This is a genomic window from Cellulophaga sp. Hel_I_12 (assembly GCF_000799565.1).
Taxonomy (GTDB): Bacteria; Bacteroidota; Bacteroidia; order Flavobacteriales; family Flavobacteriaceae; genus Cellulophaga.
This window is the reverse complement of sequence record NZ_JUHB01000001.1, coordinates 628611-652034: the sequence shown is the minus strand read 5'-3', so window position 1 is coordinate 652034 and position 23424 is coordinate 628611. Positions and strand designations below refer to the sequence as shown.

At 34.2% G+C, this 23424-nt stretch carries 25 protein-coding genes; 13 read left to right on the top strand and 12 right to left on the bottom strand.

From position 1 onward, the window contains the following. Positions 1–128: 128 nt before the first annotated feature. A complete protein-coding gene (locus GQ45_RS03075; protein WP_052188106.1) occupies positions 129–1565 on the bottom strand; it encodes a c-type cytochrome in 1437 nt (478 codons plus the stop codon). A gap of 370 nt (positions 1566–1935) precedes the next feature. Here GQ45_RS03075 and GQ45_RS03070 point away from each other — a divergent pair, with 370 nt between their 5' ends. From GQ45_RS03070 to GQ45_RS03060, 3 genes are all read left to right on the top strand, one after another. Beyond that, entirely contained in the window at positions 1936–2823 is an 888-nt protein-coding gene (locus tag GQ45_RS03070) for a dienelactone hydrolase family protein (RefSeq protein WP_047414998.1), read from the top strand. A gap of 127 nt (positions 2824–2950) precedes the next feature. After that, positions 2951–3400 (top strand): KTSC domain-containing protein, encoded by a 450-nt coding sequence (locus GQ45_RS03065; RefSeq protein ID WP_047414996.1) that lies wholly within the window; start codon positions 2951–2953, stop codon positions 3398–3400. A gap of 40 nt (positions 3401–3440) precedes the next feature. Next, positions 3441–4385 carry an EamA family transporter gene (locus GQ45_RS03060; RefSeq protein WP_047414994.1) on the top strand — a complete coding sequence of 315 codons (945 nt, stop codon included), beginning with the start codon at positions 3441–3443 and terminating at the stop codon, positions 4383–4385. A 23-nt stretch (positions 4386–4408) separates the two neighbouring features. On the opposite strand, the gene GQ45_RS03055 is transcribed toward GQ45_RS03060, so the two are convergent. The 10 genes from GQ45_RS03055 to GQ45_RS03010 all read right to left on the bottom strand — a co-directional run bounded on the left by GQ45_RS03055 (position 4409) and on the right by GQ45_RS03010 (position 13641). Beyond that, a complete protein-coding gene (locus tag GQ45_RS03055; protein ID WP_047414992.1) occupies positions 4409–5020 on the bottom strand; it encodes a pseudouridine synthase in 612 nt (203 codons plus the stop codon). 112 nt (positions 5021–5132) lie between these two features. Further along, the gene (locus GQ45_RS03050; protein ID WP_047414990.1) at positions 5133–5765 is read right to left on the bottom strand and encodes a nitroreductase family protein; all 633 of its coding nucleotides are present in this window, start codon (positions 5763–5765) and stop codon (positions 5133–5135) included. Between the two features lie 34 nt (positions 5766–5799). Next, positions 5800–6378: a TetR/AcrR family transcriptional regulator gene (locus GQ45_RS03045; RefSeq protein ID WP_047414988.1), complete on the bottom strand. Its 579-nt coding sequence runs from the start codon at positions 6376–6378 to the stop codon at positions 5800–5802. Between the two features lie 378 nt (positions 6379–6756). After that, a complete protein-coding gene (locus GQ45_RS03040; protein ID WP_047414986.1) occupies positions 6757–7878 on the bottom strand; it encodes an ABC transporter permease in 1122 nt (373 codons plus the stop codon). Positions 7879–8004: 126 nt separating this feature from the next. Further along, the gene (locus tag GQ45_RS03035) at positions 8005–9111 is read right to left on the bottom strand and encodes an ABC transporter permease (RefSeq protein WP_047414984.1); all 1107 of its coding nucleotides are present in this window, start codon (positions 9109–9111) and stop codon (positions 8005–8007) included. After that, the gene (locus GQ45_RS03030) at positions 9108–9830 is read right to left on the bottom strand and encodes an ABC transporter ATP-binding protein (RefSeq protein ID WP_052188105.1); all 723 of its coding nucleotides are present in this window, start codon (positions 9828–9830) and stop codon (positions 9108–9110) included. Before GQ45_RS03030 ends, GQ45_RS03035 begins: the two co-directional genes overlap by 4 nt. A gap of 44 nt (positions 9831–9874) precedes the next feature. Then, on the bottom strand, positions 9875–10777 hold the full coding sequence (locus GQ45_RS03025) for an ABC transporter ATP-binding protein (RefSeq protein WP_052188104.1): 903 nt from the start codon (positions 10775–10777) through the stop codon (positions 9875–9877). Beyond that, entirely contained in the window at positions 10774–11658 is an 885-nt protein-coding gene (locus tag GQ45_RS03020; RefSeq protein ID WP_231555148.1) for an HlyD family secretion protein, read from the bottom strand. Before GQ45_RS03020 ends, GQ45_RS03025 begins: the two co-directional genes overlap by 4 nt. 14 nt (positions 11659–11672) lie before the next feature. Beyond that, on the bottom strand, positions 11673–12938 hold the full coding sequence (locus GQ45_RS03015) for a TolC family protein (RefSeq protein ID WP_047414980.1): 1266 nt from the start codon (positions 12936–12938) through the stop codon (positions 11673–11675). Between the two features lie 91 nt (positions 12939–13029). Continuing rightward, positions 13030–13641 (bottom strand): TetR/AcrR family transcriptional regulator, encoded by a 612-nt coding sequence (locus GQ45_RS03010; RefSeq protein WP_047414978.1) that lies wholly within the window; start codon positions 13639–13641, stop codon positions 13030–13032. 188 nt (positions 13642–13829) lie between these two features. On the opposite strand from GQ45_RS03010, the gene GQ45_RS03005 reads away from it, so the two are divergent. The 7 genes from GQ45_RS03005 to GQ45_RS02975 all read left to right on the top strand — a co-directional run bounded on the left by GQ45_RS03005 (position 13830) and on the right by GQ45_RS02975 (position 18551). Further along, complete coding sequence (locus GQ45_RS03005) at positions 13830–14699, top strand: pirin family protein (RefSeq protein ID WP_047414976.1); 870 nt, start codon at positions 13830–13832, stop codon at positions 14697–14699. A 120-nt stretch (positions 14700–14819) separates the two neighbouring features. Continuing rightward, positions 14820–15455, top strand: a complete 636-nt coding sequence (locus tag GQ45_RS03000) for an SDR family oxidoreductase (protein WP_047414974.1) — start codon at positions 14820–14822, stop codon at positions 15453–15455. 29 nt (positions 15456–15484) lie between these two features. Then, positions 15485–16156 carry a flavodoxin reductase gene (locus GQ45_RS02995; protein WP_047414972.1) on the top strand — a complete coding sequence of 224 codons (672 nt, stop codon included), beginning with the start codon at positions 15485–15487 and terminating at the stop codon, positions 16154–16156. Between the two features lie 73 nt (positions 16157–16229). Next, positions 16230–16766 (top strand): CIA30 family protein, encoded by a 537-nt coding sequence (locus GQ45_RS02990; RefSeq protein WP_231555147.1) that lies wholly within the window; start codon positions 16230–16232, stop codon positions 16764–16766. A 112-nt stretch (positions 16767–16878) separates the two neighbouring features. Beyond that, positions 16879–17289 (top strand): c-type cytochrome, encoded by a 411-nt coding sequence (locus GQ45_RS02985; protein WP_047414970.1) that lies wholly within the window; start codon positions 16879–16881, stop codon positions 17287–17289. A 210-nt stretch (positions 17290–17499) separates the two neighbouring features. Next, entirely contained in the window at positions 17500–18084 is a 585-nt protein-coding gene (locus GQ45_RS02980) for a fasciclin domain-containing protein (protein ID WP_047414969.1), read from the top strand. Between the two features lie 104 nt (positions 18085–18188). Next, positions 18189–18551 carry a DoxX family protein gene (locus GQ45_RS02975; RefSeq protein ID WP_047414967.1) on the top strand — a complete coding sequence of 121 codons (363 nt, stop codon included), beginning with the start codon at positions 18189–18191 and terminating at the stop codon, positions 18549–18551. Positions 18552–18573: 22 nt separating this feature from the next. Here the strand turns inward: GQ45_RS02975 and GQ45_RS02970 are convergent, their stop codons facing one another. Further along, entirely contained in the window at positions 18574–18921 is a 348-nt protein-coding gene (locus GQ45_RS02970) for a DoxX family protein (RefSeq protein ID WP_047414964.1), read from the bottom strand. A gap of 104 nt (positions 18922–19025) precedes the next feature. Here GQ45_RS02970 and GQ45_RS02965 point away from each other — a divergent pair, with 104 nt between their 5' ends. The 3 genes from GQ45_RS02965 to GQ45_RS02955 all read left to right on the top strand — a co-directional run bounded on the left by GQ45_RS02965 (position 19026) and on the right by GQ45_RS02955 (position 23070). Next, positions 19026–20297, top strand: a complete 1272-nt coding sequence (locus tag GQ45_RS02965; protein ID WP_047414962.1) for an FAD-dependent oxidoreductase — start codon at positions 19026–19028, stop codon at positions 20295–20297. A 113-nt stretch (positions 20298–20410) separates the two neighbouring features. Next, positions 20411–21751, top strand: coding sequence for a DEAD/DEAH box helicase (locus GQ45_RS02960; protein ID WP_047414960.1), 1341 nt, complete (start codon positions 20411–20413; stop codon positions 21749–21751). Positions 21752–21753: 2 nt separating this feature from the next. Further along, entirely contained in the window at positions 21754–23070 is a 1317-nt protein-coding gene (locus GQ45_RS02955) for a DEAD/DEAH box helicase (protein ID WP_047414958.1), read from the top strand. The last annotated feature ends 354 nt before the right edge of the window (positions 23071–23424 follow it).

The following is a 23424-nucleotide window of genomic DNA, read 5'->3' as shown; positions in this document are numbered from 1 at the left end:
CTAGTTAGCTTCTCAATAAAATAAAAAGTGAAATGTGGTTTGTAGTAAGTGCAGGGCACCCTGCAAAGTTCAATAATCTGAAATTGGTGGTTTTATTTTCTAATAGTTTAAACGAATAATTATTTCTATTACAGTGTTTTAAGATACTCTAGAACGGCTAATCGCTCTTCATCCGATAAATTGTCTCCAAAGGTATGACCATCATTTCCATATCCTTTCAGATTCGTATTATATGTTTTGTTATTATCTTTACTAGTTTCTAAGGTATAGTTCCAACCTACCTTTTGAGTATCATAATCGGCATTATCAAAAGTTCTACTCCATAATTCAGGTCTATTTGCACTATGTAAAAGATCTAAAAGAGTTGGCACCGAGCCGTTATGTAAGTAAGGAGCTGTTGCCCAAATTCCGTCTAAGGGTGGAGCTATATAGCCACCGTCAGCTTTTAAAACCAAATTATAAGGTTCCGTTCCAAAATATCCAGTATTAAACCAGTCATAAAAATAGCGGTTGTATGAAGAAACTTTAGTATTCCGATTCGATAATTCTGGATCAGTTTTTATGGTCTTTAAACCTACTAGAGAATTTGGATAACTTGGCTGATCACCATAATTTCCGTGACAACTTGAGCAGCTATTCGTAAAAATTGCTTTACCTTTATTTACCAAGGTGTTATCTACTGTAAAAGGATATTTTGGTGCCTCTAAACTTTCAAAATAAGCCAAAACATCAGGCATGTTTTGATCAATTTCTTTGGCTTTTTCAACATCTTTCAAGGCAAGCATACCTGCTTCAATAAAAGACTTAGCAAAATCTCCTCTAGAGAGTGCTGTATAAAATATAGCATTTTTCTTTTTTAATAACCACCAAGCGGGAACATCTGACGGGATCACATCCTCTTCAATTTCAATAAAAGGGGTATCTTCCCAAACTAAGGTGTTTTTATCTCGGTGAGCCACTAAAACTTCTGCAATTTTATTAGCAGAATTGGCGCCTAATGTTTCCGTTATTGTTTTTGGTCCAATGGCAATAATACTTTTTCTAAACTGTTGATACGCTTCGAATTCAGGGCTTTTTTCCCCGTAAATTTGTATTATTCCTCTTGTTAAAATAGGTTCCAGTGCTGCTCTATTAAACGTTAAATCCATACTATGGTTTCCTAAACCAACGATATATTCATTATTGATTTTGGCACTATGACAACTAAGGCAATTTGGCGCTACTACTTTTACATTGTTTTCTGCTAAAAGTGCCGTATAGTCATGAGGTATGGTGGCGTTATCACCAGATCTATTTAGTATATTTTCGTTATTTGCCCCATAAACTGTTAAAAAAGCTTCTAAGGGTATTCCAGAACTCATGTAATCACCAGAAAATAAATATTCTTTTCCTTTTTGGGCATCTCCAGATCGCTGGCTACTCTTGGGTAGTGGAATTATTTCCCACACCTCGGAGGGTAGATCTGATTTATCTTCAATTTCAGACAAAAAGCTATCTTCTCCGGCGCAACTGGCTAGTACAATAAAAAAGATAAAAAGTAGTACTTGTTCAATTGGCTTTAACAAAACACTTATGATTTGATTTTTTAAAATAATATTATAAAATACCAGATGAGGAAACTAGCGTAATCGTGATAATTAGAACAATAAATAAAAGTAAAGATTTTTTCATAATGGCTTCAGTTTAACTTCTTCTAAGTTCCTAATTTGCTATCCCTTATAAAACTTTATTAGGTAGAACGCTTAATAATCCCTTTAAAATACAGATTGCTTTAATCATTTTGAAGTATCTATCTAAAATTAAACCGTCATTTTGAAAGGTTTAGAAGCTAGATAAACGTAAATAAAACATTATATTTTGATTTAAATGAATAACTTTAGGCTATTACAAAACAAAAGGCAAGGATTAACCTTGAAATTTATTTAAAAAAATCTTATGAAAAATTTAAAGAAAGAAGATATACAACAAGAAGTGTATGACCTTTATGATGATTATGCGCATAATAAATTAGAACGACGTCAATTTATAGAAAAGTTATCACTTTATGCTGTTGGCGGCATAACCGTAGCTTCATTATTGAGTTTTATGAGTCCCAAATATTTGGAAAGCCTTCAAGTACAACCGGACGATACGAGGTTAAATTCTGACTACGTTACCTATGATTCACCAAAAGGTGGCGGTCCTATAAAAGCCTTATTATCGAAACCTGAAAATACAACAGGCAAGTTGCCTGGTATCATTGTTGTTCATGAAAACCGAGGATTAAATCCATATATTGAAGATGTTGGTCGTATTGCAGCTCTGGATGGTTTTATCACCATAGCCCCAGATGCATTATCTCCGTTGGGAGGTTATCCTGGAAATGATGATGATGGTCGAGCATTGCAAAGACAACGCAATAGAGATGAAATGTTAGAAGATTTTATCGCGGCATTCGATTATTTAAGCAATCATGAAAATTGTAATGGATCCATTGGCGTCGTAGGATTTTGTTTTGGAGGTTGGATTTCTAATATGATGGCTGTAAAAGTTCAAAATTTAAAAGCTGCTGTTCCATTTTATGGAGGGCAACCAACGGCCGAAGAGGCAGCGCTTATAAAAACTCCTTTGATGCTGCAATATGCAGGTTTAGATACTAGGGTTAATGAGGGTTGGCCAGCGTATGAAAAAATATTGAAAGAAAATAATGTGGAGTATAAGGCCTATTTTTATCCTGATGTAAATCACGGTTTTCATAATACCAGTACCCCCAGATTTGATAAGCCTGCTGCGGATTTAGCTTGGCAAAGAACCATGGATTTTTTCAAAGAAAAATTAGTCTAGTGACTAAGCTGTCTAAAAGTTATATCCTAAAGTATTTCAGCTTTACATTTCTGATATGATTTTCGCTAAAATGCTGTTTAAATGAAATTTAAGATGTAATTTCGCGGCCAGAATAAAAAAAAGCAAAATGAAACGAGTAGCTGAATACAAAAAACTTTTTTCTGTTGAAAAAGAAATCGACTTAAAAGAATTAAAAAATACCTACCGTGGGTTGGTAAAGCAATGGCATCCTGATAAATTTCAAGATGGTGACGAGCAAAAAGAAGTTGCTGAACTTAAAAGCAGACAAATTATTGACGGGTATCATTTTTTAGTGAGTATAGCTCCAGAAACTAAAGCAGCCAACTTAGAAGAATATACAAAACTGACTACCGAATCTGGAATATTAGATTTTCAACACAAAGGTTTACTATTAGAAGTTACCTTCTTAGACGGTACCACCTATGAATACTTTGGAGTTCCTAAAAATATTTATGTAAAGTTGATTAATTCTCCAAAAGCATACCGATTCGCAAAGCGTAGTATTTTTAATAGTTATTTATACAGAAAGTCTAAAAAAACACTTCAAGAAGCATAATTAAATATTTTTTTACTGATTTTATAGTAAGCTAAAGATCATGGCAAAACCAACTAATACCGTTTTAATTGTCCTTGCTTTCTTTGCTATTTATTTTATTTGGGGTTCGACGTATCTTTTAAATAAGATTGCCGTTACCGAATTACCAGCGTATATGTTAGCAGGATTGCGCTTTACAACTGCTGGTTTATTAATTTTTGGCATTTGTAAAATTACCAAGATCCCTACAAAAATCACTGCGCGACAATTTATCAATAGCGCCATTGCCGGTTTCTTATTTCTTACTTTTGGGAATGGTGTTTTTGTATGGGGACTTAAATATGTGGATAGTGGTTTTGCTGCCCTAGAGGTAGCAGCTATGCCACTAATTGTATTAATCATGATGCGCATTGTTGATGGTAAGAAAATACAAGCCATGTCGTTCGTAGGCGTAATTTTTGGCATTTTAGGTATTTATTTATTAGTGAGTCAAAAACAGGTAATTCAGAGTGAAGATGCTGTTCTAGGCATGACTATTATATTTTTCTGTGTTTTGGCGTGGTCTACAGGTAGTTTATTTGTCTCTAGAGTAGATTTACCAGAAAGTTACTTGGTCAATACAGCATACCAAATGGTTACGGCTGGGATTACCCTAGCTCTTGCTAGTTTGCTATTAGGTGAAACTTGGACATCCCCATTAAGTTGGAGTGGTGGAGTACAATTCGCTATGATAATGCTTATTCTTTTTGGTAGTATCGTGGCTTTTTCTGCTTTTAATTATTTATTAAAAACCGTTTCTCCAGAAAAAGTAGCCACTTCAAGTTATGTGAATCCTGTGATTGCCTTATTTTTAGGTTGGTATATATTAGACGAACAATTAACCACTCAATCTATCATAGCCGCTGCAATTCTTTTAACAGGCGTTTATTTTATCAATACGAAAAAGAAGCTCGTGATTTATGATCGCTTTAGAGATAAATTGAGAAGTAAAAGAAGTAAGGCTTAAAATAATGAGGATGGTTGCTTAAGTTAAGGTCTGTTCTTAGTATTCACTTCGTCTAATACCTCTTTGATCGTAATTGGAACCACTTCACGCGCTGTCATATCTTTCAGAAGTATAGTACCAATTCTGACGCGTACCAAACGAAGTGTTGGAAAACCAACGGCAGCCGTCATTTTACGAATTTGTCGAAACTTACCTTCCGTTATAGTGATGCTTATCCATGAATTAGGACGGTGGGTGCCAATTCTTAATTTTTTATCAGCTTCGGCAAAGTTAGGCGTTTTTTCTAGTTTGAAAGCTCGACAAGATTTGGTGTTATATTTTTTACCTGCAAAACCTATTTGAACGCCTTTTTGAAGGGTTTCTATAGCTTCTAATGTAATTTCGCCATCTAACTGGGCGTAATATTCTTTTTCTATTCCAGATTGATTCACCTGATCACTTAATTTGCCATCGGTAGTCAATAGTATTAAACCCTCTGATTTTTCATCTAATCGACCAATAGGCATAATGCCTTCTGGAAAATCATATAAATCACCTAAAAATTGCTTTTGTCTTGCTTCTTTTGCATCATTTGATGTAAACTGACTCAAAACACCAAAAGGTTTATGAAGTTTAAAATGTAGGTGTTTTTTCATTTGACTTTAAAAGTATAAAGCTAAAACTTTTCCTTAAGATCCATAAAAAAACTCACCAATGAAAATTGGTGAGTTTAAATTCAAAAATAGGGCTGTTTTTTATGCAATCCTTTTAATCGATAACAGTCACTAAATCTTCAGTGCTTTTTCGAACTTTTACTAAGTTTACTAACCAATCCTTTTCTACTTCTCGATATCCTAATGGTAATAAAACAGCACTTCGTAAGCCTTTTTCACGAAGACCTAGAATTTCATCAACTTTAGTAGGGTCAAAACCTTCAATAGGTGTGGCATCTACACCTTCAAAGGCTGCGGCAGCAATGGCTTGTGAAAAAGCAATATAGGCTTGTTTCGCAGCATGATTAAAGTTTTCTTCTGCATCTTTCTGAGGATAATTATCTAATAACATTTGACGGTAATTTTCCCAACCTTCGTTTTTAAAACCACGAACTTCGTTGGTTAAATCGAACATCTTATTGATACGATCTGCTGTGTAGGTATCCCAAGCGGCGAAAACTAGTAAATGAGAACAATCTGTAATGACCGATTGGTTCCAAGCCACGGGCTTAATTTTTTCTTTGATTTCTTGATTGGTAATCACAAATATTTCAAAAGGTTGTAAACCACTTGATGTCGGTGCCAAGCGAGCAGCCTCTAATATGTTATCTACCTTATCTTGAGCAACTTTCTCGCCATTCATAGCTTTTGCTGCGTACCTCCAATTTAATTTATCTAATAATTCCATTTAATGATGTTTCAATTTTAATTTATATTTAGTTTTAAATTTTAATGGCATCCCAAGCAACTTGATACCCCTCTTCAATAGTATCGTGGGTAATTTTAAAAGCCTCGCGCTGTTGCATTAACATGAGAAAGGATAAAGGACTTATGGTATAGGCGTATAGAAGATAGTCCGAAATTGGTTTAAGAATTTTCTCCTTTTTTCCTCTTTTCCATAGGTCGAGTAGGGGTTGTAGGTGTTTTATGCCCTCTTGTCGGCTCGTTTCATCAATCATCGGTGTGTTATCACATTGTGATAAAAAAAGGGATTTATCAAGCTCTTTCAATTTAAAATCGGCTATCCGTTTCCAAATAATTTCAAATCCTTCTTTTACGGGCATGGATTCATCATAAGTAGCAAAAGCAAAATGGGTATAGGCTGTTTTAACCTCTAGATAGGTTTTATTTACCAAATCTTGTTTGCTGTCAAAATAGAGATAAATTGTAGCTGGAGAAACATTAGCCATTTTAGCAATTTTAGACATGGGAGTTCCATGAAAACCATTGTTGTTCACTAATTCTATCGTGGCTTTTACCAAGGCATTTTTTTTGTCGATACTTTTTTGAAGCTTAGCCATATTAAAAATTCTGGATGTAAAGGTATAAATAAAAATGAATGTTCATTCTTTTTTATTTATGTTTTAACGAATTATTAAGCTTGTCCTTGTTAAACAATAGTTTCCAAATGCTATCTTATTGCGATACAGTACCTTATAGATTAGCGTATCAAGACCTTAAAGTGAAGTAATTTTTACTATTAGTAATAAATATCCGTACCAAGTAAACGTAATTTTAAGACATCGGGGATATTCCTTTACCATAGTTTCTATTAGGCCCACTAGATACTAGCGAATAGAGACATGATTCAAAAGTCTTGTTTCTCGATTATTTTAGCTAAGTGGTTTAACATCTGAAATCTTGATGACACTTGGCTTAATGTATTTCATTGCTGCTAATTAATTGGTTTTTTTATAACTCCAAACTGCCAAACCATTCATAATTAAAGCGTAGAGTAAGGTTTTTAAAAACTGAGGTAGAATATCGGTAAAACTGGCTCCTTTAAGCATGACCATACGCATTACTTGTACAAAATACTTGATAGGATTAAATTCAGTAAGGGTTTGTGCCCATGCCGGCATACTTTCAATAGGGGTAAATAAACCACTCATTAAAATAAAAATAACCATAAAAAACCAAGCGATAAACATAGCTTGTTGTTGGGTATCGGTAAAATTAGAGATAAATAAACCGATGCCTAAAACGACTAAAATGTAAATTGATGTATAGGCGTACATTAGGCCTAAACTACCTACTATGGGGATATCAAAAATAAGTTTTGATATGATTAATCCAACCGTTAACAAACCCAAACCAATAAGCCAAAAAGGAAATAATTTTCCGATGATAAACTGACTTTTTTTTATGGGTGTTACATTAATCTGTTCTAAAGTACCCATTTCCTTTTCACGAACAATATTCATTCCGGATAAGAATAAAGTAATCATGGTGACTAAAAGTACCAAAATACCAGGAACCATAAACGTTTTATAATTCAACGTTTGATTGTACCAAAATGATGGAATGCTAGTCATGCTCAAAGGCTTAGTTTGTCCGTCCAATGATTGCAAAGTACTCAAAGAAATATTTTTATTAAAACTTTGAATAATTTGATGAACATACACACTTTCTACTCCGGCAGCGGCGCCATCAATGGCGTTTATGGTAAGCCCCACTGCACTTGTCTTTCTAGTCTCTAAGTCTTTTTCAAAGTGATTTGGAATTTCTAGTACCACATCAATAGTACCCCTTAACATCGCTTCATCAGCTTTCTTTTGTGATTCAAAGACCGTCAAAACATCAAAATATGTTGAAGCGTTAAATTTTTCTAGTAAAGCCCTTGACGTAGAGGAACGATTGTTATCAATGTATCCAAATTTTACATTTTTTACCTCAAAAGTAGCAGCATTGGATAAAATAATGAGTTGTAGTAAGGGTAAAACAAAAATTATAGGCAACATGCCTTTATTTCTAAAGATTTGCTTAAACTCTTTTTGAATAATGTATCGTATTGTTTTCATTGAATTTTTAGGCTTTAGGCTATTAGCAATAGGTAATAGGCTTTTTCTATTTTCTATTTAATTCTACAATCAACCAACTACTTTTCATCTATTCTTTTTTAAATTCCCGCTTTGAGGGTTAGGGAGCTATTCCAATCTAATTTTATATTTCTTCACACTCAATCCGATAAAAAAGAGCGCCATAGCTATTAAAATCAAGGTTTCTTTCCAAATAAATTGTAGGCCAACACCTTTTAGCATAATGGCTTTTACGATGATAATAAACCACTTTGCAGGGATAATATTACTGATGACTTGCAAGGGTAAAGGCATACTTGAAATAGGGAAAATAAAACCGGACAAAAGTATGACGGGCAACATTAAACCCATCAACGAAATCATCATTGCGGTTTGTTGTGTGGCAGAAATGGTAGAGATTAAAATACCTAAGCCTAAAGCCACAATAATAAACAAAACACTTTCTAAACCTAGCAAGAAGAAGCTTCCTTCTACGGGCATTTTAAATACAAAAATGCTCAAGACAATAATGACAATAGCATTAATAACAGATAAGAAAATATAGGGTACAACTTTACCTACAATTACCTGAAAAGGTTTTAAGGGCGATACTAAAAGTATTTCCATAGTCCCTAATTCTTTTTCTCTAGTAATAGAAATAGAAGTCATCATGGCAGAAACCAACATTAAAATAATAGTCATAACACCTGGAACGAACATAAATACGCTTTTTATCTCAGGATTATACACCATTCTAGTTTGTGCAACAATCTGAAAAGGAATTGCAATACCCGCGTTGCGTTCCTGTTGGTATTTTGCCAACATAGCGTTCACATAGTTGGCAATCGTATTTGCCGTATTTGGATCTGTCGCATCGGTTAAAATTTGAACTGTTGCTTTGTGTGTACTCCCTAGTTTAGCTTCAAAATCTTGTTCAAAATTTAAGACTGCTTTTACTTTTCCTTTTTTAAAAACAGCTTCTATATCTGATTCTTTCTCAATAAATTGTTCAATGCTAAAATATTTTGAAGCCTTAATTTTTTGAATTATCTCCTTTGTTGTTGCATCTTTAGAGTGGTCGAGAATAGCAATATCTACATTGTTAATTTCATTGGTTATCGCAAATCCGAAAAGTAATATTTGAGCAATGGGCATTCCAAAGAGAATAAAAAGCGATCGCTTATCACGAAATATATGATAAAACTCTTTGGTTACAAATCCTATAAATCGTTTCATCCTCTTGCTAGCTTTAAGAAAACATCATTCATATTCGTCACCCTGTATAATTCTTTAAGTTTTTTGGGGGTATCTAAAGCTTCTATTTTTCCATTGACCATAATAGACACGCGATCACAATACTCAGCTTCATCCATATAATGCGTAGTCACAAAAACGGTAGTACCCGTGTCAGCAGCTTTATAAATCATTTCCCAAAACTGTCTTCTCGTAATAGGGTCAACGCCTCCGGTGGGTTCATCTAAAAAAACAATTTTAGGGTCGTGTAAAAGCGATACCGAAAACGCTAATTTTTGTTTCCATCCTAAAGGCAAAGAACCCACAAGCGAATTTGCGACTTTAGAAAGTCCCAATTCATTAATTAGTACGTTCGATTTTTCTTTAATTCTAGCTTTAGTTAAGCCATAAATTCCACCAAAAAAACGAATGTTTTCCCTTACCGTTAAATCATCATACAAGGCAAACTTTTGACTCATATAGCCAATATTCTTTTTAATACTTTCTGCGTCCTTAAAAACATCAAAACCAGCCACAATAGCTTTTCCAGCACTAGGTGTAGAAATTCCGATTAGCATTTTCATTGCTGTAGTTTTTCCCGCCCCATTGGCTCCTAAAAAACCAAAAATCTCCCCTTTCGCTACTTCAAAAGTAATGGCATTCACCGCAGTAAAATCTCCGAATGTTTTTGTTAACTCCGCTACTTGTATGACCTGGTTCATTTTTTTAACTTATATCTACAGGTTATTATATGCCTTGTAGGGTATTATTTTGCGAGTTCCATAAAAGTGTCTTCTATGGTAGCCACTGTTTTTTCCAGTGTTATGTTCGATAAATTTTTAGTTACTAAATACTCCTTTAAATCCTCCGGATTAAACGTATTACGAGTATCTGTATAATGAACAAATTCACCAAAAGGATATACACTATGCTTATGTTCGTAATCATTTAAAGCTTTTATTAAATGATACATATTGTTAGCGCTAACATTAAAAATAGGCATGGGGTAATGCTTTACAATAGCTTGTGGGGTATCTATTTCTAAAATTTTACCATTTTGAATTAGAGCAATTCTATCACAAAGTTCGGCTTCATCCATATAAGGTGTAGAAACCAAAATAGTCATTCCTTTTTTTTGTAAGCGTTTCAGCATTTCCCAAAACTCTTTTCTAGAAACAGGATCAACACCAGTAGTGGGTTCATCTAAAAACAAAACTTTAGGTTTGTGGATTAATGCACAGCACAAGGCTAGTTTCTGTTTCATTCCGCCTGAAAGTTTTCCTGCTCTTCTATCTTTAAAAGGTTCTATTTGAACGTATATTTCTTTAATTAATTCATAGTTTTCTTCGAAAGTAGTACCGAAAATAGTAGCGAAAAAAGTCAAGTTTTCGGTGATCGTTAAATCTTGATATAACGAGAATTTACCAGGCATATAACCCACACTATTTCGAATTTTTTTATAGTCGTCAACGACATCAAAATCTGTCACTTTTGCATTGCCTTGATCGGCAATTAAAAGCGTAGTTAAAATTCGAAATAAAGTAGTTTTTCCAGCACCATCAGGACCAATAAGTCCAAATATTTCTCCTTCATGTACTTCAAAAGAAATGTCTTCTAAGGCTTTTACGCTTTTATATGATTTTGATATGTTTGATACGACAATACTCATAATTTTTCATTGATCCACATTTCTGCTGGCATGCCTATTTTTAAACTCCCATCATTTTTAACATCGATTTTGGCGGCGTAAACGAGTGCTACGCGCTCTTCTTTTGTCTGTATTATTTTAGGCGTAAATTCTGCTTCTGAGGCAATCCAGCTAACATTTCCTGTATATGATTTCATGCTATCAGCAGCATCAATTTTTACCTTCACTTCTTGGCCTATTTTTAAATTTGCTAATTGCGTTTCACTGATGTAAACCCTCAACTGCATCGTACTTAAATCGGCTATTTTATAAAGTGGTTTTCCAAAAGTGGTAATTTCATTGGGTTCTGTATATTTTGCAAGTACCGTTCCAGCAACAGGATTCATTAGTATACTTTTCTTAATCTGATCGTTTATTTGAGCCATCTGAACATCAATATTTTTTAATTCGTTCACTACAGGTCCATTTTGAATTTCTACACTATTTATTCTTTGTTTGATAATCTCAATTTCACCTGTAATATCATCTAATTGCTTTTGTGTTCCTGCATGATCCTGTATTAAATTTTTTGTCCTTTCTTTAGTAATATTTGCTGTTTTTAATTGTGCATTTAACACATTAATTTGCGACAATACTCCCTTTGATTTTGAACTAACAAGCGCTTTCGAAACAACTAATTGTTCACGTTTTAAGTGTAGTGGAATCGTGTCAATAAAACCAACAAACGCGTTTTTTTCAAGTATTTGCCCTTCTTCTACAGAAAACTGCATTAGTTTTCCAGTATTCTCAGCGGATACTGTAATTTCAGTGGCTTCAAAATTACCATATCCATCTGCCTTATCATTACCGTTTCCACAGGATAGTAGGGCAGTGGCAGCGATGCTAAAAACTATATTGTTCATACTATTCTTCATCTTTATTTTTTTAATATTGAATTTCCTTTAATCGTATTATAATTTGCTTTTGCCAATAATAATTCAATTTTATGGGTGCTTAATGCATTTTCATCTTCATACAAATTGGTAAGTTCTGTAATGTAAACTGAAGAAGTTATAACACCATTTTTTAATTGAGAAGCTGTAGTTTCAAGAACTTCATTTCTCAAGGCAATAATGGCGGAATCGGTACTAATAAAAGCTTCTAATTTTTCAATTTCCTTTTGCTGATTTTGTAAAGCAATATGGGTTTGTAAATCGAATATTTCGGCCTCATTGCTAACTATTTCTTTAGAGACCTCTAAAGCATCACGTTTCTTTTTTGTGGCTTTCCAATCAAAAAGTTTCCAATTAAGTTTTACGCCTGTTATGTAGAAGCTCTGGAATGAATTGTCAAGCATATTTAAGCCCGGATTTCCATAACCACCAGTAGCAAAACCCATAAGTTTAGGTGCCGTTTGCTTAGTAAGTAATTCTTGCGACGCTTCAATTTGAGACTTTTTAAAATCAAACAAAGCGATTTCAGGACGTTGAATGTCAACTTCCGAAACTATTGAAATTATTGGTTTTTCTAGTGTTGTGGTAGGCTTTATTGCTATTCCTATAATTGATGAAAGTGTACTGTATAAATTTTCTTTTTGAAATTTTAAGGCAGTGAATGCTTGCTCGAGTTTTAATAACTCTGCTTGTAAAACCTTATCTGAAGAAGGAATGATAATTCCGTTTTTAATTCCAGATTCTATTTCTCTTAATTTTTCTTGTAATTGTTCTTTTTTTGCCTTCAAGATAAACTCTTTTTCTTGAACTAATAAAATAGAAAAATACAATAGATTTACTTGTGATTTTAAGTTGTACAAATTAACCTCAATCTGTTTTTGCTTGGTTAATAAATCGGCTTTTTTTTCTTTTAAAGCAGCATTTATTTGTCCGCCATCATAAATCAATTGATTTACATTAAGCGTCGCCCTATATTGGTCTTTATTTAACGGCGTAATGTTGCTATTCGGTATAGGAACTTCAATGACATCTGATTGATAGGTAGCTTGTGACGCTACATCCAATTGCGGCAGTTTCTTGGTCTTTATCGCTTCAAGTGTAAAATTGGTTTGTTTTTCAAGTAGCTTAGTTTGCTGTGCTAAAGGGTAATTCTGTTGCACCAAATCATAGCATTCTTGTAAGGTAATTTTCTGTTGAGATAAGACAGAAAATGACAAAAGAAATTGGAGTATTAAAATAAATTTTTTCATTGGTATAAAATTCGACTGTACCTCTGATATTATATTACGATCAGTTCACTTGTCATTATTTAATTAAAAGACAATTAGGTTCTTTTAGCTGTTATTTTTTTATGGATGCGATGATAAAAGCAGCCACGGCCGTTTTCCGTTCTTCGATTATCTTTTGAAAACCTTTGTCATCAATATCAATAAAAGCTTTTATTAAATGTGTTCCAATAAAAGGGAAAATGCTTAAAGACAAAATATTAATGAATAGTTGTTCTGCATCAATAGGTTTTAAAATGTTTTGTTCGACTTCATCATTCACTTGTTTTTTGAATTTAGCCAGATTTGGAAAATCACTTTTAGACTTTATTTTTTCAACAAAATCTGGATTTTTATGCAATTCTTGAATTACAAAATTTGGTAGGTACGGATGCAGGCTAACAAACGAAATATAATTAGCCGTAAAGTTTTTAATTTTAGTTTCTATACTGGAATCATCGTTTAATATTTTATTTAATTGCGGTGCTAATAATATAAAGGCATTATCAAAAACGGCCTCAAAAAGTAATTGTTTACTTCTGTAATAATAATGAAGCATCGCTTTATTGATCCCAGCCTTATCTGCTATTTCTTGCATTCTAGCACCATCTAAACCCTTTTGTTGAAACACATTTTTTGCTGCTTCTAAAATTTGATTTTCAGTATTTAAATTTTTTTCTTTTTTCAAAATTAACTATTTAGTTTAACCAAATGGTTAACAAATATACCATAATTTATTTACTTTCAAAAAAATAATATTATTACCCCTTGAAATTTGTAATTGTTTGCCGTTGGTTTCGACCAATAAAAACTACTATACATAAGACACTGAGTACCAAATTTCAAGTATTTTTATAATCTTAAATAACTATTGATATGAAATTAAAAAGCATTGAAAAAATTATAAAACCAGGAACACCGCATTTTGTGGGCGATGGCTTTCGGGTGCATAATTTTATTCCAGGTTCTTCCACGATGAAAAGAATGGATCCGTTTATTATGATGGATTACAATTCAAAATATAATTTTCCACCAACAAACACACCCAAGGGAGTAGGTGTGCACCCGCACAGGGGTTTTGAAACAGTGACGATTGCCTATAAAGGTCGTATTGAGCATAATGATAGCGCTGGAGGGGGAGGCGTTATTGGTGAAGGTGATGTGCAATGGATGACTGCCGCTTCGGGAGTTTTACATAAAGAATTTCACGAAACAGCGTGGAGCAAAAAAGGCGGCGAATTTCAAATGGTTCAGCTGTGGGTAAATTTACCTGCTAAAGACAAAATGTCCATGCCAAAATATCAAGCCATTGCTAATGCTGACATAAAGAAAGTTTTATTGCCAGATAACGCAGGAATAGTAGAAGTAATTGCTGGCGAATTTCAAGGAGAAAAGGGTCCAGCACATACATTCTCTCCGATTTCTATGTTCAATTTAAAGTTAAAAAAAGGCGCAAAAACAAGCTTAAGTTTTCCGTCACATTACACCACCTCTTTAGTAATGATTGAGGGTAATTCTATGATCAATGAAAACGCCGAAGTATTTGAAGACCATTTTGCCTTATTCAAATCTGATGGCGATACAGTTACAATTGAAGCTACAACAGATTGTATCATTTTAGTTTTAAGCGGTGAGCCGCTAAATGAACCCATCGCCGCACACGGCCCTTTCGTTATGAATACACAACAAGAGCTAATTGAGGCTTTTGAGGATTATAATACGGGTAAATTTGGGAGTTTAAATTAAAGTGTTATTTAAACCATGGATGATTAATTTAAAAGTGACTCATTTTGTATGAGTCATTTTTAAATTATATTGAATTAATATTTCCACACGCTTGTCCATACCTTACAAAAAAACAAGTTTATGGAAAAGATACTCGTTGTGGGAGCAACTGGCACCACTGGAAAAAAAATTGTACAACTTTTAAAATCTTCGACCTATTTTGAGCCTATAGCCATGGTTCGAAAAGAAAGTCAGGTTAAAGACTTTTCTGAGCAACAGGTAAAAACAGTACTTGCCGATCTAGAGGGTGATGTATCCTTAACAACAAACCATATTGATAAAGTGATTTTTGCCGCTGGTTCTGGAGGAAAAAAAGTGATAGAAATAGACCAAGAAGGGGCAAAAAAAATGATTGATGCATCAAAACAAAATACAGTTAAAAAATTTATAATGCTGAGTTCTATGGGTGCAGAGCAACCTGAAAAGGCTTCTGATCTTCAAGACTATTTGAAAGCCAAGCACCATGCTGATGAATATTTAAAACAAAGCAAGGTGCCTTATGCCATTGTAAGACCAGGGGCCTTAACAAACGATCCAGGCAATCAAAAAATTGAAATCGGAACCTCTTTAAATAAAAGCGGTTCTATAAGTAGAGATGACGTTGCTCAGGTTTTAACCAGAATGTTACACGATGATGCAGCATTGAACACAAGTTTCGAAATCCTCTCCGGCGATATGCTTATCGGAAAAGCACTGGATAGTATAAGAAATCATTAAAAAAAAATAATACGCTAAGAAAACAACAAATGAATTATAAAATACAAGTAAAAAAAATAGAAAACGTAACTCATGATGTTTTGCATCTAATTACCGATAAGCCCGAAGGCTATACCTTCACTCCTGGTCAAGCCACGGAATTGGCCATTGATAAAGACGGACTGAGAGATGAAAAGAGGCCATTTACATTTACGAGCCTACCAGAAGATAATGAGTTAGAATTTACCATAAAAATGTATCCATCCCATGAGGGAGTTACAGATGAGTTAGCTAATTTAAATGTGGGAGATACCTTTTTAATGGGTGATGCTTGGGGTGCTATTAAGTATCAAGGAGAAGGCACCTTTATTGCTGGAGGCGCTGGAATAACGCCATTTATCGCAATTCTAAAAGATTTGAACCGAAAAAATAAATTAAGGGGTCACCAATTAATTTTTGCGAATAAAACGGAGAAAGATATTATTTACCAGCAACATATTGAGGCATGGCTAGGAAGTGATTTTCATAACATACTATCCGAGGAAAAAACCGATAAGCATGCGCACGGAAGAATTGATAAGGATTTTCTTCAAAAGCATCATCTAGCTACCGCTAAAAAGGTGTATTTATGCGGACCACCTCCAATGATGAAAGCCTTACAATCTGATTTATATGCGCTAGGGCTTTCAAGGGAACAGTTAATTGCAGAAGATTTAGCCTAAAGTTAAGTCTTATATAAGCCGAAGTTTTGTTAAACAGTAGGCCTTGTATCCTTCTTTTTTATAATTTTAAGGTATGAAAAGCGCAACATTAATTTTAATACTCCTATTTATGTCCCAAAACAACACAAGCCTCATATATGATGCCAAACATCAAGACAAGAATAACAATTGGTTCGTAGTTGATGATGGTGTCATGGGAGGATTATCAAGGGGTAACACAAAATTAAATGATGCTGGTCACCTTGAGTATTACGGAACCGTGCGGACAGAAAATAATGGTGGTTTTTCATCCGTACGCTATACTTTTGATACCATTGATGCCTCTGCCTACAGGTTTATGGTGTTAAAAATTAAGGGTGATGGTAAAAATTATCAGTTTAGAATCAAGGATGATACATCGCATCGCTACTCTTACATTACAACTTTTGAAACTTCAGGTGATTGGCAAACTATAAAAATTGCTTTGAAAAACTTTTATCCCAGTTTTAGAGGAAACAGGTTAAACAGACCAAATTTTAATGGCAAACTACTAGAAGAAATCGCTATTTTAATAGGGAATAAGACCAAAGAGAATTTTGTATTAGAAATAGAAAAGATTTATTTGGAGTAAAAAAATGTGTCGTCCAGCGCTAAAAAAGGATTTATAAAATTAATCCAGACATATTAATTAGCCTCTTAAATTTAAGTATCTTTAAGAGATATACCCTTAAAATGATAGTCGTATGCGCATCTTAGCTCTTTTTCTGCTCTGCCTTTGGTTACAAAGTTGTAATACCAATCAAAAATCTGAAACTAAAGACTCAGAAACGACGCTTGTACGTGGTGAGTTAAGCATGGATTCTCAAATTTTTTTAGGGAATAGACTTTTTTCTGAAAAAACCTGCATTACATGTCATGATGCACAGAAAAGTACTATCGGGCCTTCTGTAAAAGAAATCATGAAAGTATATAAAAAGGAAAATGGAAATATTGTGGCCTTTTTGAAAGGAGAGGCAGAACCTATCGTCGAAGCCTCGGCTGCGCAAATAGCCATGATGCAGGTAAACATCAAAGGGTTTTTAAAAAATATTTCAGATGAAGAACTAGGTGCCATTGCAACCTATATGCTTCATGTTGATGAGTTAAATAAATAGTAATGCGATAGTTTGGAAGTTATTAAATAGCAAGTAATCCAATACTATTTTAGCTCTTATCCCCTGATCATGACATCATTTTTGACGCTATTGCGGTTAGAATTAGCGTTAACAGCTTAATTTGTTTAATGTTTTGTTAAATAGGTTAGACAATAAAATAATAATAGTATCTTAGCCCTGTATTAAAAAACTAAAATCTAAAAACGAATTATGAAAACAATTAAAACATTAAGTATTTTGGCCTTAGCAGGAACATTATTCATGTCTTGTGGAGAAACAAAAAAAGAAGTAAAAGAAGAAGTGTCTGAAGAAATTGCGGAAGTAGAAATGGCTGTAGTTGAAGAACAAACACCTAATATTGTTGGGGTAGCTGCAGGAAATGAAAATTTTGCAACTTTAGTTGCTGCAGTTAAAGCTGCCGAATTAGTAGAAACATTAAGTAGTGCAGGTCCTTTTACAGTATTTGCTCCAACCAACGATGCCTTTGGAAAATTACCAGCAGGTACGGTTGAAACTTTGTTAAAGCCAGAAAATAAAGCTACTTTAACAGGGATATTAACATATCACGTAGTTTCAGGTAACTTTAGCGCTTCAGCAGTTATTGAGGCTATCAATAGTAACAATGGAAAATTCACAGTGACTACTGTTCAAGGTAATGATATTTCATTATCTTTAAAGGATGGTAGTGTAATGTTGACTGATGCAAAAGGCGGAATGGCTAAAGTAATAATGGCTGACGTAGCGGCTTCAAATGGCGTAATTCACGCTATTGATACTGTAGTAATGCCAGAATAGACTTTTTTAAAGTAATCAAAAAGCCATTACAATTTTCTTGTAATGGCTTTTTTGTAAAATATAGTTAAAACTAATACCATATAACAACCTAAAAATACCTGATTATGCAGTACATCACCATAGTATTACAGTGCATCGTTGCCTTTAGCATTCTTAATGTTTGGCTTCTGCAATATAATAAACCTACACCCTGGCGTGGAGGAAACGCCAAAACTATAATAGAAGAGTTCAAAGTTTATGGACTTCCGATTTGGATGTGCTATGTTGTTGGTGCCTTAAAGGTAGCACTAGCCATAGGCCTTTTAGCTTCAATTTGGTATCCGGAAATACAAAAAATAGCGGCCTTAGGTTTGGCTGCCTTACTGTTAGGTTCGATAGTTATGCATTTAAAAGTTAAAGATCCTTTAAAAAAATCTTTTCCAGCCTTTTTGTTTTTTAGCATGTGTTTGATCATTTCTTATTTATAATACACCTAAAGTGTATAGCTTTTTACAAAATAATCCATTGCTCGAAAGCAATGTAAGCATTCAACAAGGCGTAGAAAAGAGCTGGAGTAGCTAGCACTAAAGAATCTTTTATTTTCAAGCGCACTCCAAATCCAAGCAACATCAATAAAGAAAGACAACTCGCGGAAACCAAGATGAGCATTGGGCTGAAGTAGTAGCCAATCGCCAAACCTATAGCTCCTAAAAGTTGTAATACTCCTACAAAATTTCGCAGTTTTGATAATCCGTAGCGTAAAAACTCAATTTTCATTCGGGGAGCTACAAAGCATCCTATGCCGAAAAAAGCAAAAGATATAGCTGAGAAAAAAATTAAAAAAGTATAAAAGCTCATAGCGGGGATAAAGATACTTGAATTAATGCGAATACATTTTAAAAGCGTAAAATATCCTGTTCCTATTAAAGCGCAAGGTTCTGATTATTTATTATTTTTAGGCCATGGAAAAAAGAAGTGTAAAAATTAGTATCATAGGCGCAGGAATTAGTGGCTTAATGGCGGCAAAAGTGTTAGAAGCAAATGGTTATTTTGCCACAATCTATGAAAAAACAGATTCCGCTGGAGGTCGTGTAAAAACCGATCTGATAGCTGGCTACCAGTTAGATCATGGATTTCAGGTGCTTTTAGAGGCTTACCCTATGGTACAAAAATATTTAGACTTAGAAGAACTAGCCTTACAAAAGTTTCTGCCTGGAGCAGTCATCTTTCGAAATGGAAAGCAAATGACCTTAGGAGATCCACTTCGAGATTTTTCACTTTTGTTGCCCACCTTAGGTTCATCTATCGGGAATTTGAAGGATAAATGGAAAATAATTAGGCTAAGTTTATCTCTAAAAAGCAAAACAATTGATCAGATTTTTGCTGAAGATGAAATGACCACCAAGGCTTTTTTAGAACAAAAAGGATTTAGTGAGGATATGATTGCCTGTTTTTTTAAGCCATTTTTTAGTGGAATTTTTTTAGAACCCGATTTAGCTACCTCCAGCAGAATGTTTCAATTTGTATTTAAAATGTTTGGTGAGGGATTTGCTACACTTCCAAAAAACGGAATCTCAGCTATTCCTGCACAATTGTTAGGGTCACTTACCAAGTCTAAAATTTTATATAATTCAACAATTACCAGTCTAACAGATGTATCACTAAATTTATCTGATGGAACTGAAAATGAATTTGACTATGCTATTATTGCCACCGAACCTCTTTTTGAAACACCAAAACCCCTAGATCAAAAAGTATCTTGGAAACATTGTGATGTTTTATATTTTACGGCAAAAAAAAGAATCATAGAAAAAGCGCTCATTGGTTTAATTGCTGACGAGTCGGCTTTAATCAATAATATCTTTTACCACACCAGTCTTGAAACAGGAACAAGGGCTACTGATGAGCTGCTCTCGGTAACCGTAGTAAAAGAGCACCAACTTGGCCAAGAAGCATTAATTGAAAAAGTACAGCATGATTTGGAAACGTACTGTGGAATTACTGAACTAACTTTTGTAAAGCACTACACAATTCCTAAGGCACTTCCTAACCTACAGCATTTAAAAAATAGACTAGCTATAGAAGACATAAAACTCTCGGATCATATATTTTTGGCGGGTGACTTTCTCTTAAACGGTTCCTTAAATGCAGCCATGATTGCTGGTGAAACGGCTGCCTTGGCCTTGGTGAAAACGATCGAGAATTCATCTTCTACGAATTCAGCGAACCTTTAAAAGTATCAAGTACTGCAGAAAGTCGTAGGGCAACTTATTGTTTTCTAGCAATAACAAGTAAAATACCTGTTATTCCCTATAAAAGTCTAACTATCTTTGTCGAAAATTATTTTATGTCTAAAAAGTTTTCAAAGTTAGGAGTTAGCGAAGCGTTTCAAAAAAGTTTAGCGGATTTAGCCATAACAATTCCTACTGATATTCAAGTAAAAACAATTCCTCTAGTTCTTAGCGCTAAAAAAGATATTGTAGCCTTAGCTAAAACAGGAACAGGTAAAACTGCTGCTTTCGGATTGCCTTTATTGCAATTAATAGCTACGGATAGCTCTCAAATACAAACTGTAATTTTAGCACCAACGAGAGAATTAGGCCAACAGATTTATGCCAACTTAGTTTCTTTTTCTAAACATAGTCCAGCCATTAAAATTGCTTCGATTTGTGGAGGAACACCTATAAAACCACAAATAGAACAACTAAAAAGTACAACCCATGTGGTCGTGGCTACACCGGGTCGCTTGGTTGATTTGATTCAAAAAAAAGCCATAAACCTTAAAAATGTGGCGTATTTGGTATTGGATGAAGCGGATGAAATGGTCACGGCATTAAAGCAAGATTTAGACCCAATTGTAGCTGAATTACCAGAATCTCGTAGAACTCTTTTGTTTACGGCAACCATGCCAGGCGCTATTAAACAATTGGTACAAAACTACTTGAATAAAAATGTGATGCATTTAGAAGCTGATATGGAAACTATTGGTCATCAAGGCATCGATCATCAGTATATTGTGGTGGAACCTATAGAAAAATTAGACGTTTTACTCCATTTTTTAAGCTCAAGAGAAGGCGAACAAGGTATTATTTTTTGCAAAACAAAAGCAGCCGTAAATAAATTAGCCAAAAATTTAGCCATCAATAAATTTTCTTCTGGAGCGCTACATGGTAGTTTAACGCAGGCCATTCGAGATCGTGTGATGGGACAATTTCGTGACGGTCATTTAAAGCTATTAGTAGCCACCGATTTGGCATCTCGAGGTATTGATGTAAAAAATATAGGATTTATCATAAATTATCATTTACCAGAGACCTATGATTTATATGTGCATAGAAGTGGTAGAACCGCAAGGGCAGGAGCAAACGGACTTTCATTAACCATTCTTCAGCAAGAAGAAGAAGCCGAAATTCCGGTTTTTGAAAAAGAATTAGGAATTAGTTTCCATAGAATAAAAAAGGCATCTGCCGCAAGTATTGAAGAAACAAACACCTTGCTGTGGGCCACCAGGATATTTAAAACGAAACCCAATCGAGAGGTTTCTGATGATTTTAAAAATAAGATTAAAACAATTTTTCATCATTTAACCAAAGAAGAGTTGATCGAAAAGGTTTTAGCAAATCATCTGGAACAACACAGCAGTGTGCTACCAAAAGAAGCATCCTTAGCAGCAAAGAAAAAGAAGTAGGTATGGCAGCACCCCTAAAAACACAAGCAGAAATATTAGAAAAATTAAGTATTAAAAGCTTAAACCCAATGCAAATTGAAGCATTGAGGAGTATTCCGAAAACTTCGAATACCATAATTCTTTCTCCGACAGGAACAGGCAAAACACTAGCTTTTGCCTTGCCTTTAATTGAAAGTTTAGATCCGGATTGTGAAAACATTCAAGCTTTAATTTTAGTGCCTTCCCGTGAATTAGCTATACAAATTGAACAAGTACTAAGGAATATGGGTTCTGGTTATAAAGTAAATGCGGTGTATGGTGGTCGGGCAATGTCTAAAGATAAAATAGAATTAAAACATGCACCCGCTATTTTAATTGGTACTCCGGGGCGTATAAATGATCATTTTGCCAACGAACGTTTTACTAAAGACGATATTAAAACCCTAATTTTAGATGAATTTGATAAATCTTTAGAAGTGGGCTTTGAAGATGAAATGCGTGAAATATTAAAAGATTTAAATGCTTTACATAAACGTATTTTAACATCTGCTACACAAGGCGTTAGCATTCCCGAATTTGTAAAGTTGACCAACCCAAATATTCTTAATTACTTAGACAGCAAAGCCTCTAGCTTAACAATAAAAACACTCATTTCTCCTGATAAAAATAAACTAACAACTTTATTAGCTTTATTGCATCATTTAGGAAATCAACAAGGCATTATTTTTTGCAATTTAAAAGATAGTATACAAACGGTAAGCGATTTTTTAAAGAAACATTGCCTTCCGCATGGAAATTTTAATGGAGGCATGGAGCAAAAAGAGCGTGAACGATCCTTATTAAAATTTAGAAATGGAACCTATCCCTTGCTGGTGGCTACTGATTTGGCCGCAAGAGGCATCGACGTACCTGAAATGGAGTTTATCATTCATTATGAACTACCGATTCACAAAGAAGAATTTATCCATAGAAACGGGCGAACTGCACGTGTAAAAGCGGAGGGTACTGCCTACGTATTAAAATGGAAAGATCAGGCTTTGCCAGAGTTTATAGCAGAAACGGCTATCGCTGATATTTCAAAACAACCCACCAAAAAACCTGTATATTGGGAAACCTTATTTATTTCTGGAGGTAGAAAAGATAAAATTTCTAAAGGAGATATTGCTGGTTTGTTTTTGAAACAAGGTGGTATAACTAAAGAGCAATTAGGGATGATCGAATTAAAGCAAGATTGCGCTTTTGTGGCAGTTCCAAAGGTTTTAGCGGATGAACTCGTACAGAAATTAAGCAATACAAAACTGAAGAATAAAAAAGTAAGGATTACTGTTTTAGAAGGATAGAAATCATATAAAATTAGAAGTATTGAGAGCTTGTAGAAGGCTTTATCCATTAGCCGAATGCACTTCGACAGGCTCAGTAAGACATCCATGTTACTAGTTGGCACTGATAAAAAAAATTAAAAATCATCTAATTTTGTAAACAAATGAATGCTAAAATGTATGTCTGAGCTTGTCGAAGACCTTACCAATTAGCCGAACGTAATTCGAGTGGCTCAGTGAAACAACTAGGATTCTAAAGGGTACTGATAAAAAAAATTAAAAATCATCTAATTTTGTAGACAAATGAATACTAAAATGTCTGTCTGAGCTTGTCGAAGACCATGCGAAATAATAGAAGGCACATTGACAAGCCCA

What these genes read in the sequence shown, in the direction of transcription:
- GQ45_RS02975 (WP_047414967.1), top strand. Translation starts at nt 18,189, where the DNA reads ATGCAGTACATCACCATAGTATTACAGTGCATCGTTGCCTTTAGCATT.
- GQ45_RS03070 (WP_047414998.1), top strand. Translation starts at nt 1,936, where the DNA reads ATGAAAAATTTAAAGAAAGAAGATATACAACAAGAAGTGTATGACCTT.
- GQ45_RS02985 (WP_047414970.1), top strand. Translation starts at nt 16,879, where the DNA reads ATGCGCATCTTAGCTCTTTTTCTGCTCTGCCTTTGGTTACAAAGTTGT.
- GQ45_RS03000 (WP_047414974.1), top strand. Translation starts at nt 14,820, where the DNA reads ATGGAAAAGATACTCGTTGTGGGAGCAACTGGCACCACTGGAAAAAAA.
- GQ45_RS02955 (WP_047414958.1), top strand. Translation starts at nt 21,754, where the DNA reads ATGGCAGCACCCCTAAAAACACAAGCAGAAATATTAGAAAAATTAAGT.
- GQ45_RS03005 (WP_047414976.1), top strand. Translation starts at nt 13,830, where the DNA reads ATGAAATTAAAAAGCATTGAAAAAATTATAAAACCAGGAACACCGCAT.
- GQ45_RS03020 (WP_231555148.1), bottom strand. Translation starts at nt 11,658, where the DNA reads ATGAACAATATAGTTTTTAGCATCGCTGCCACTGCCCTACTATCCTGT.
- GQ45_RS03050 (WP_047414990.1), bottom strand. Translation starts at nt 5,765, where the DNA reads ATGGAATTATTAGATAAATTAAATTGGAGGTACGCAGCAAAAGCTATG.
- GQ45_RS02990 (WP_231555147.1), top strand. Translation starts at nt 16,230, where the DNA reads ATGAAAAGCGCAACATTAATTTTAATACTCCTATTTATGTCCCAAAAC.
- GQ45_RS03040 (WP_047414986.1), bottom strand. Translation starts at nt 7,878, where the DNA reads ATGAAAACAATACGATACATTATTCAAAAAGAGTTTAAGCAAATCTTT.
- GQ45_RS03060 (WP_047414994.1), top strand. Translation starts at nt 3,441, where the DNA reads ATGGCAAAACCAACTAATACCGTTTTAATTGTCCTTGCTTTCTTTGCT.
- GQ45_RS02980 (WP_047414969.1), top strand. Translation starts at nt 17,500, where the DNA reads ATGAAAACAATTAAAACATTAAGTATTTTGGCCTTAGCAGGAACATTA.
- GQ45_RS03015 (WP_047414980.1), bottom strand. Translation starts at nt 12,938, where the DNA reads ATGAAAAAATTTATTTTAATACTCCAATTTCTTTTGTCATTTTCTGTC.
- GQ45_RS02970 (WP_047414964.1), bottom strand. Translation starts at nt 18,921, where the DNA reads ATGAGCTTTTATACTTTTTTAATTTTTTTCTCAGCTATATCTTTTGCT.
- GQ45_RS02960 (WP_047414960.1), top strand. Translation starts at nt 20,411, where the DNA reads ATGTCTAAAAAGTTTTCAAAGTTAGGAGTTAGCGAAGCGTTTCAAAAA.
- GQ45_RS03045 (WP_047414988.1), bottom strand. Translation starts at nt 6,378, where the DNA reads ATGGCTAAGCTTCAAAAAAGTATCGACAAAAAAAATGCCTTGGTAAAA.
- GQ45_RS02995 (WP_047414972.1), top strand. Translation starts at nt 15,485, where the DNA reads ATGAATTATAAAATACAAGTAAAAAAAATAGAAAACGTAACTCATGAT.
- GQ45_RS03035 (WP_047414984.1), bottom strand. Translation starts at nt 9,111, where the DNA reads ATGAAACGATTTATAGGATTTGTAACCAAAGAGTTTTATCATATATTT.
- GQ45_RS03065 (WP_047414996.1), top strand. Translation starts at nt 2,951, where the DNA reads ATGAAACGAGTAGCTGAATACAAAAAACTTTTTTCTGTTGAAAAAGAA.
- GQ45_RS02965 (WP_047414962.1), top strand. Translation starts at nt 19,026, where the DNA reads ATGGAAAAAAGAAGTGTAAAAATTAGTATCATAGGCGCAGGAATTAGT.
- GQ45_RS03025 (WP_052188104.1), bottom strand. Translation starts at nt 10,777, where the DNA reads ATGAGTATTGTCGTATCAAACATATCAAAATCATATAAAAGCGTAAAA.
- GQ45_RS03055 (WP_047414992.1), bottom strand. Translation starts at nt 5,020, where the DNA reads ATGAAAAAACACCTACATTTTAAACTTCATAAACCTTTTGGTGTTTTG.
- GQ45_RS03030 (WP_052188105.1), bottom strand. Translation starts at nt 9,830, where the DNA reads ATGAACCAGGTCATACAAGTAGCGGAGTTAACAAAAACATTCGGAGAT.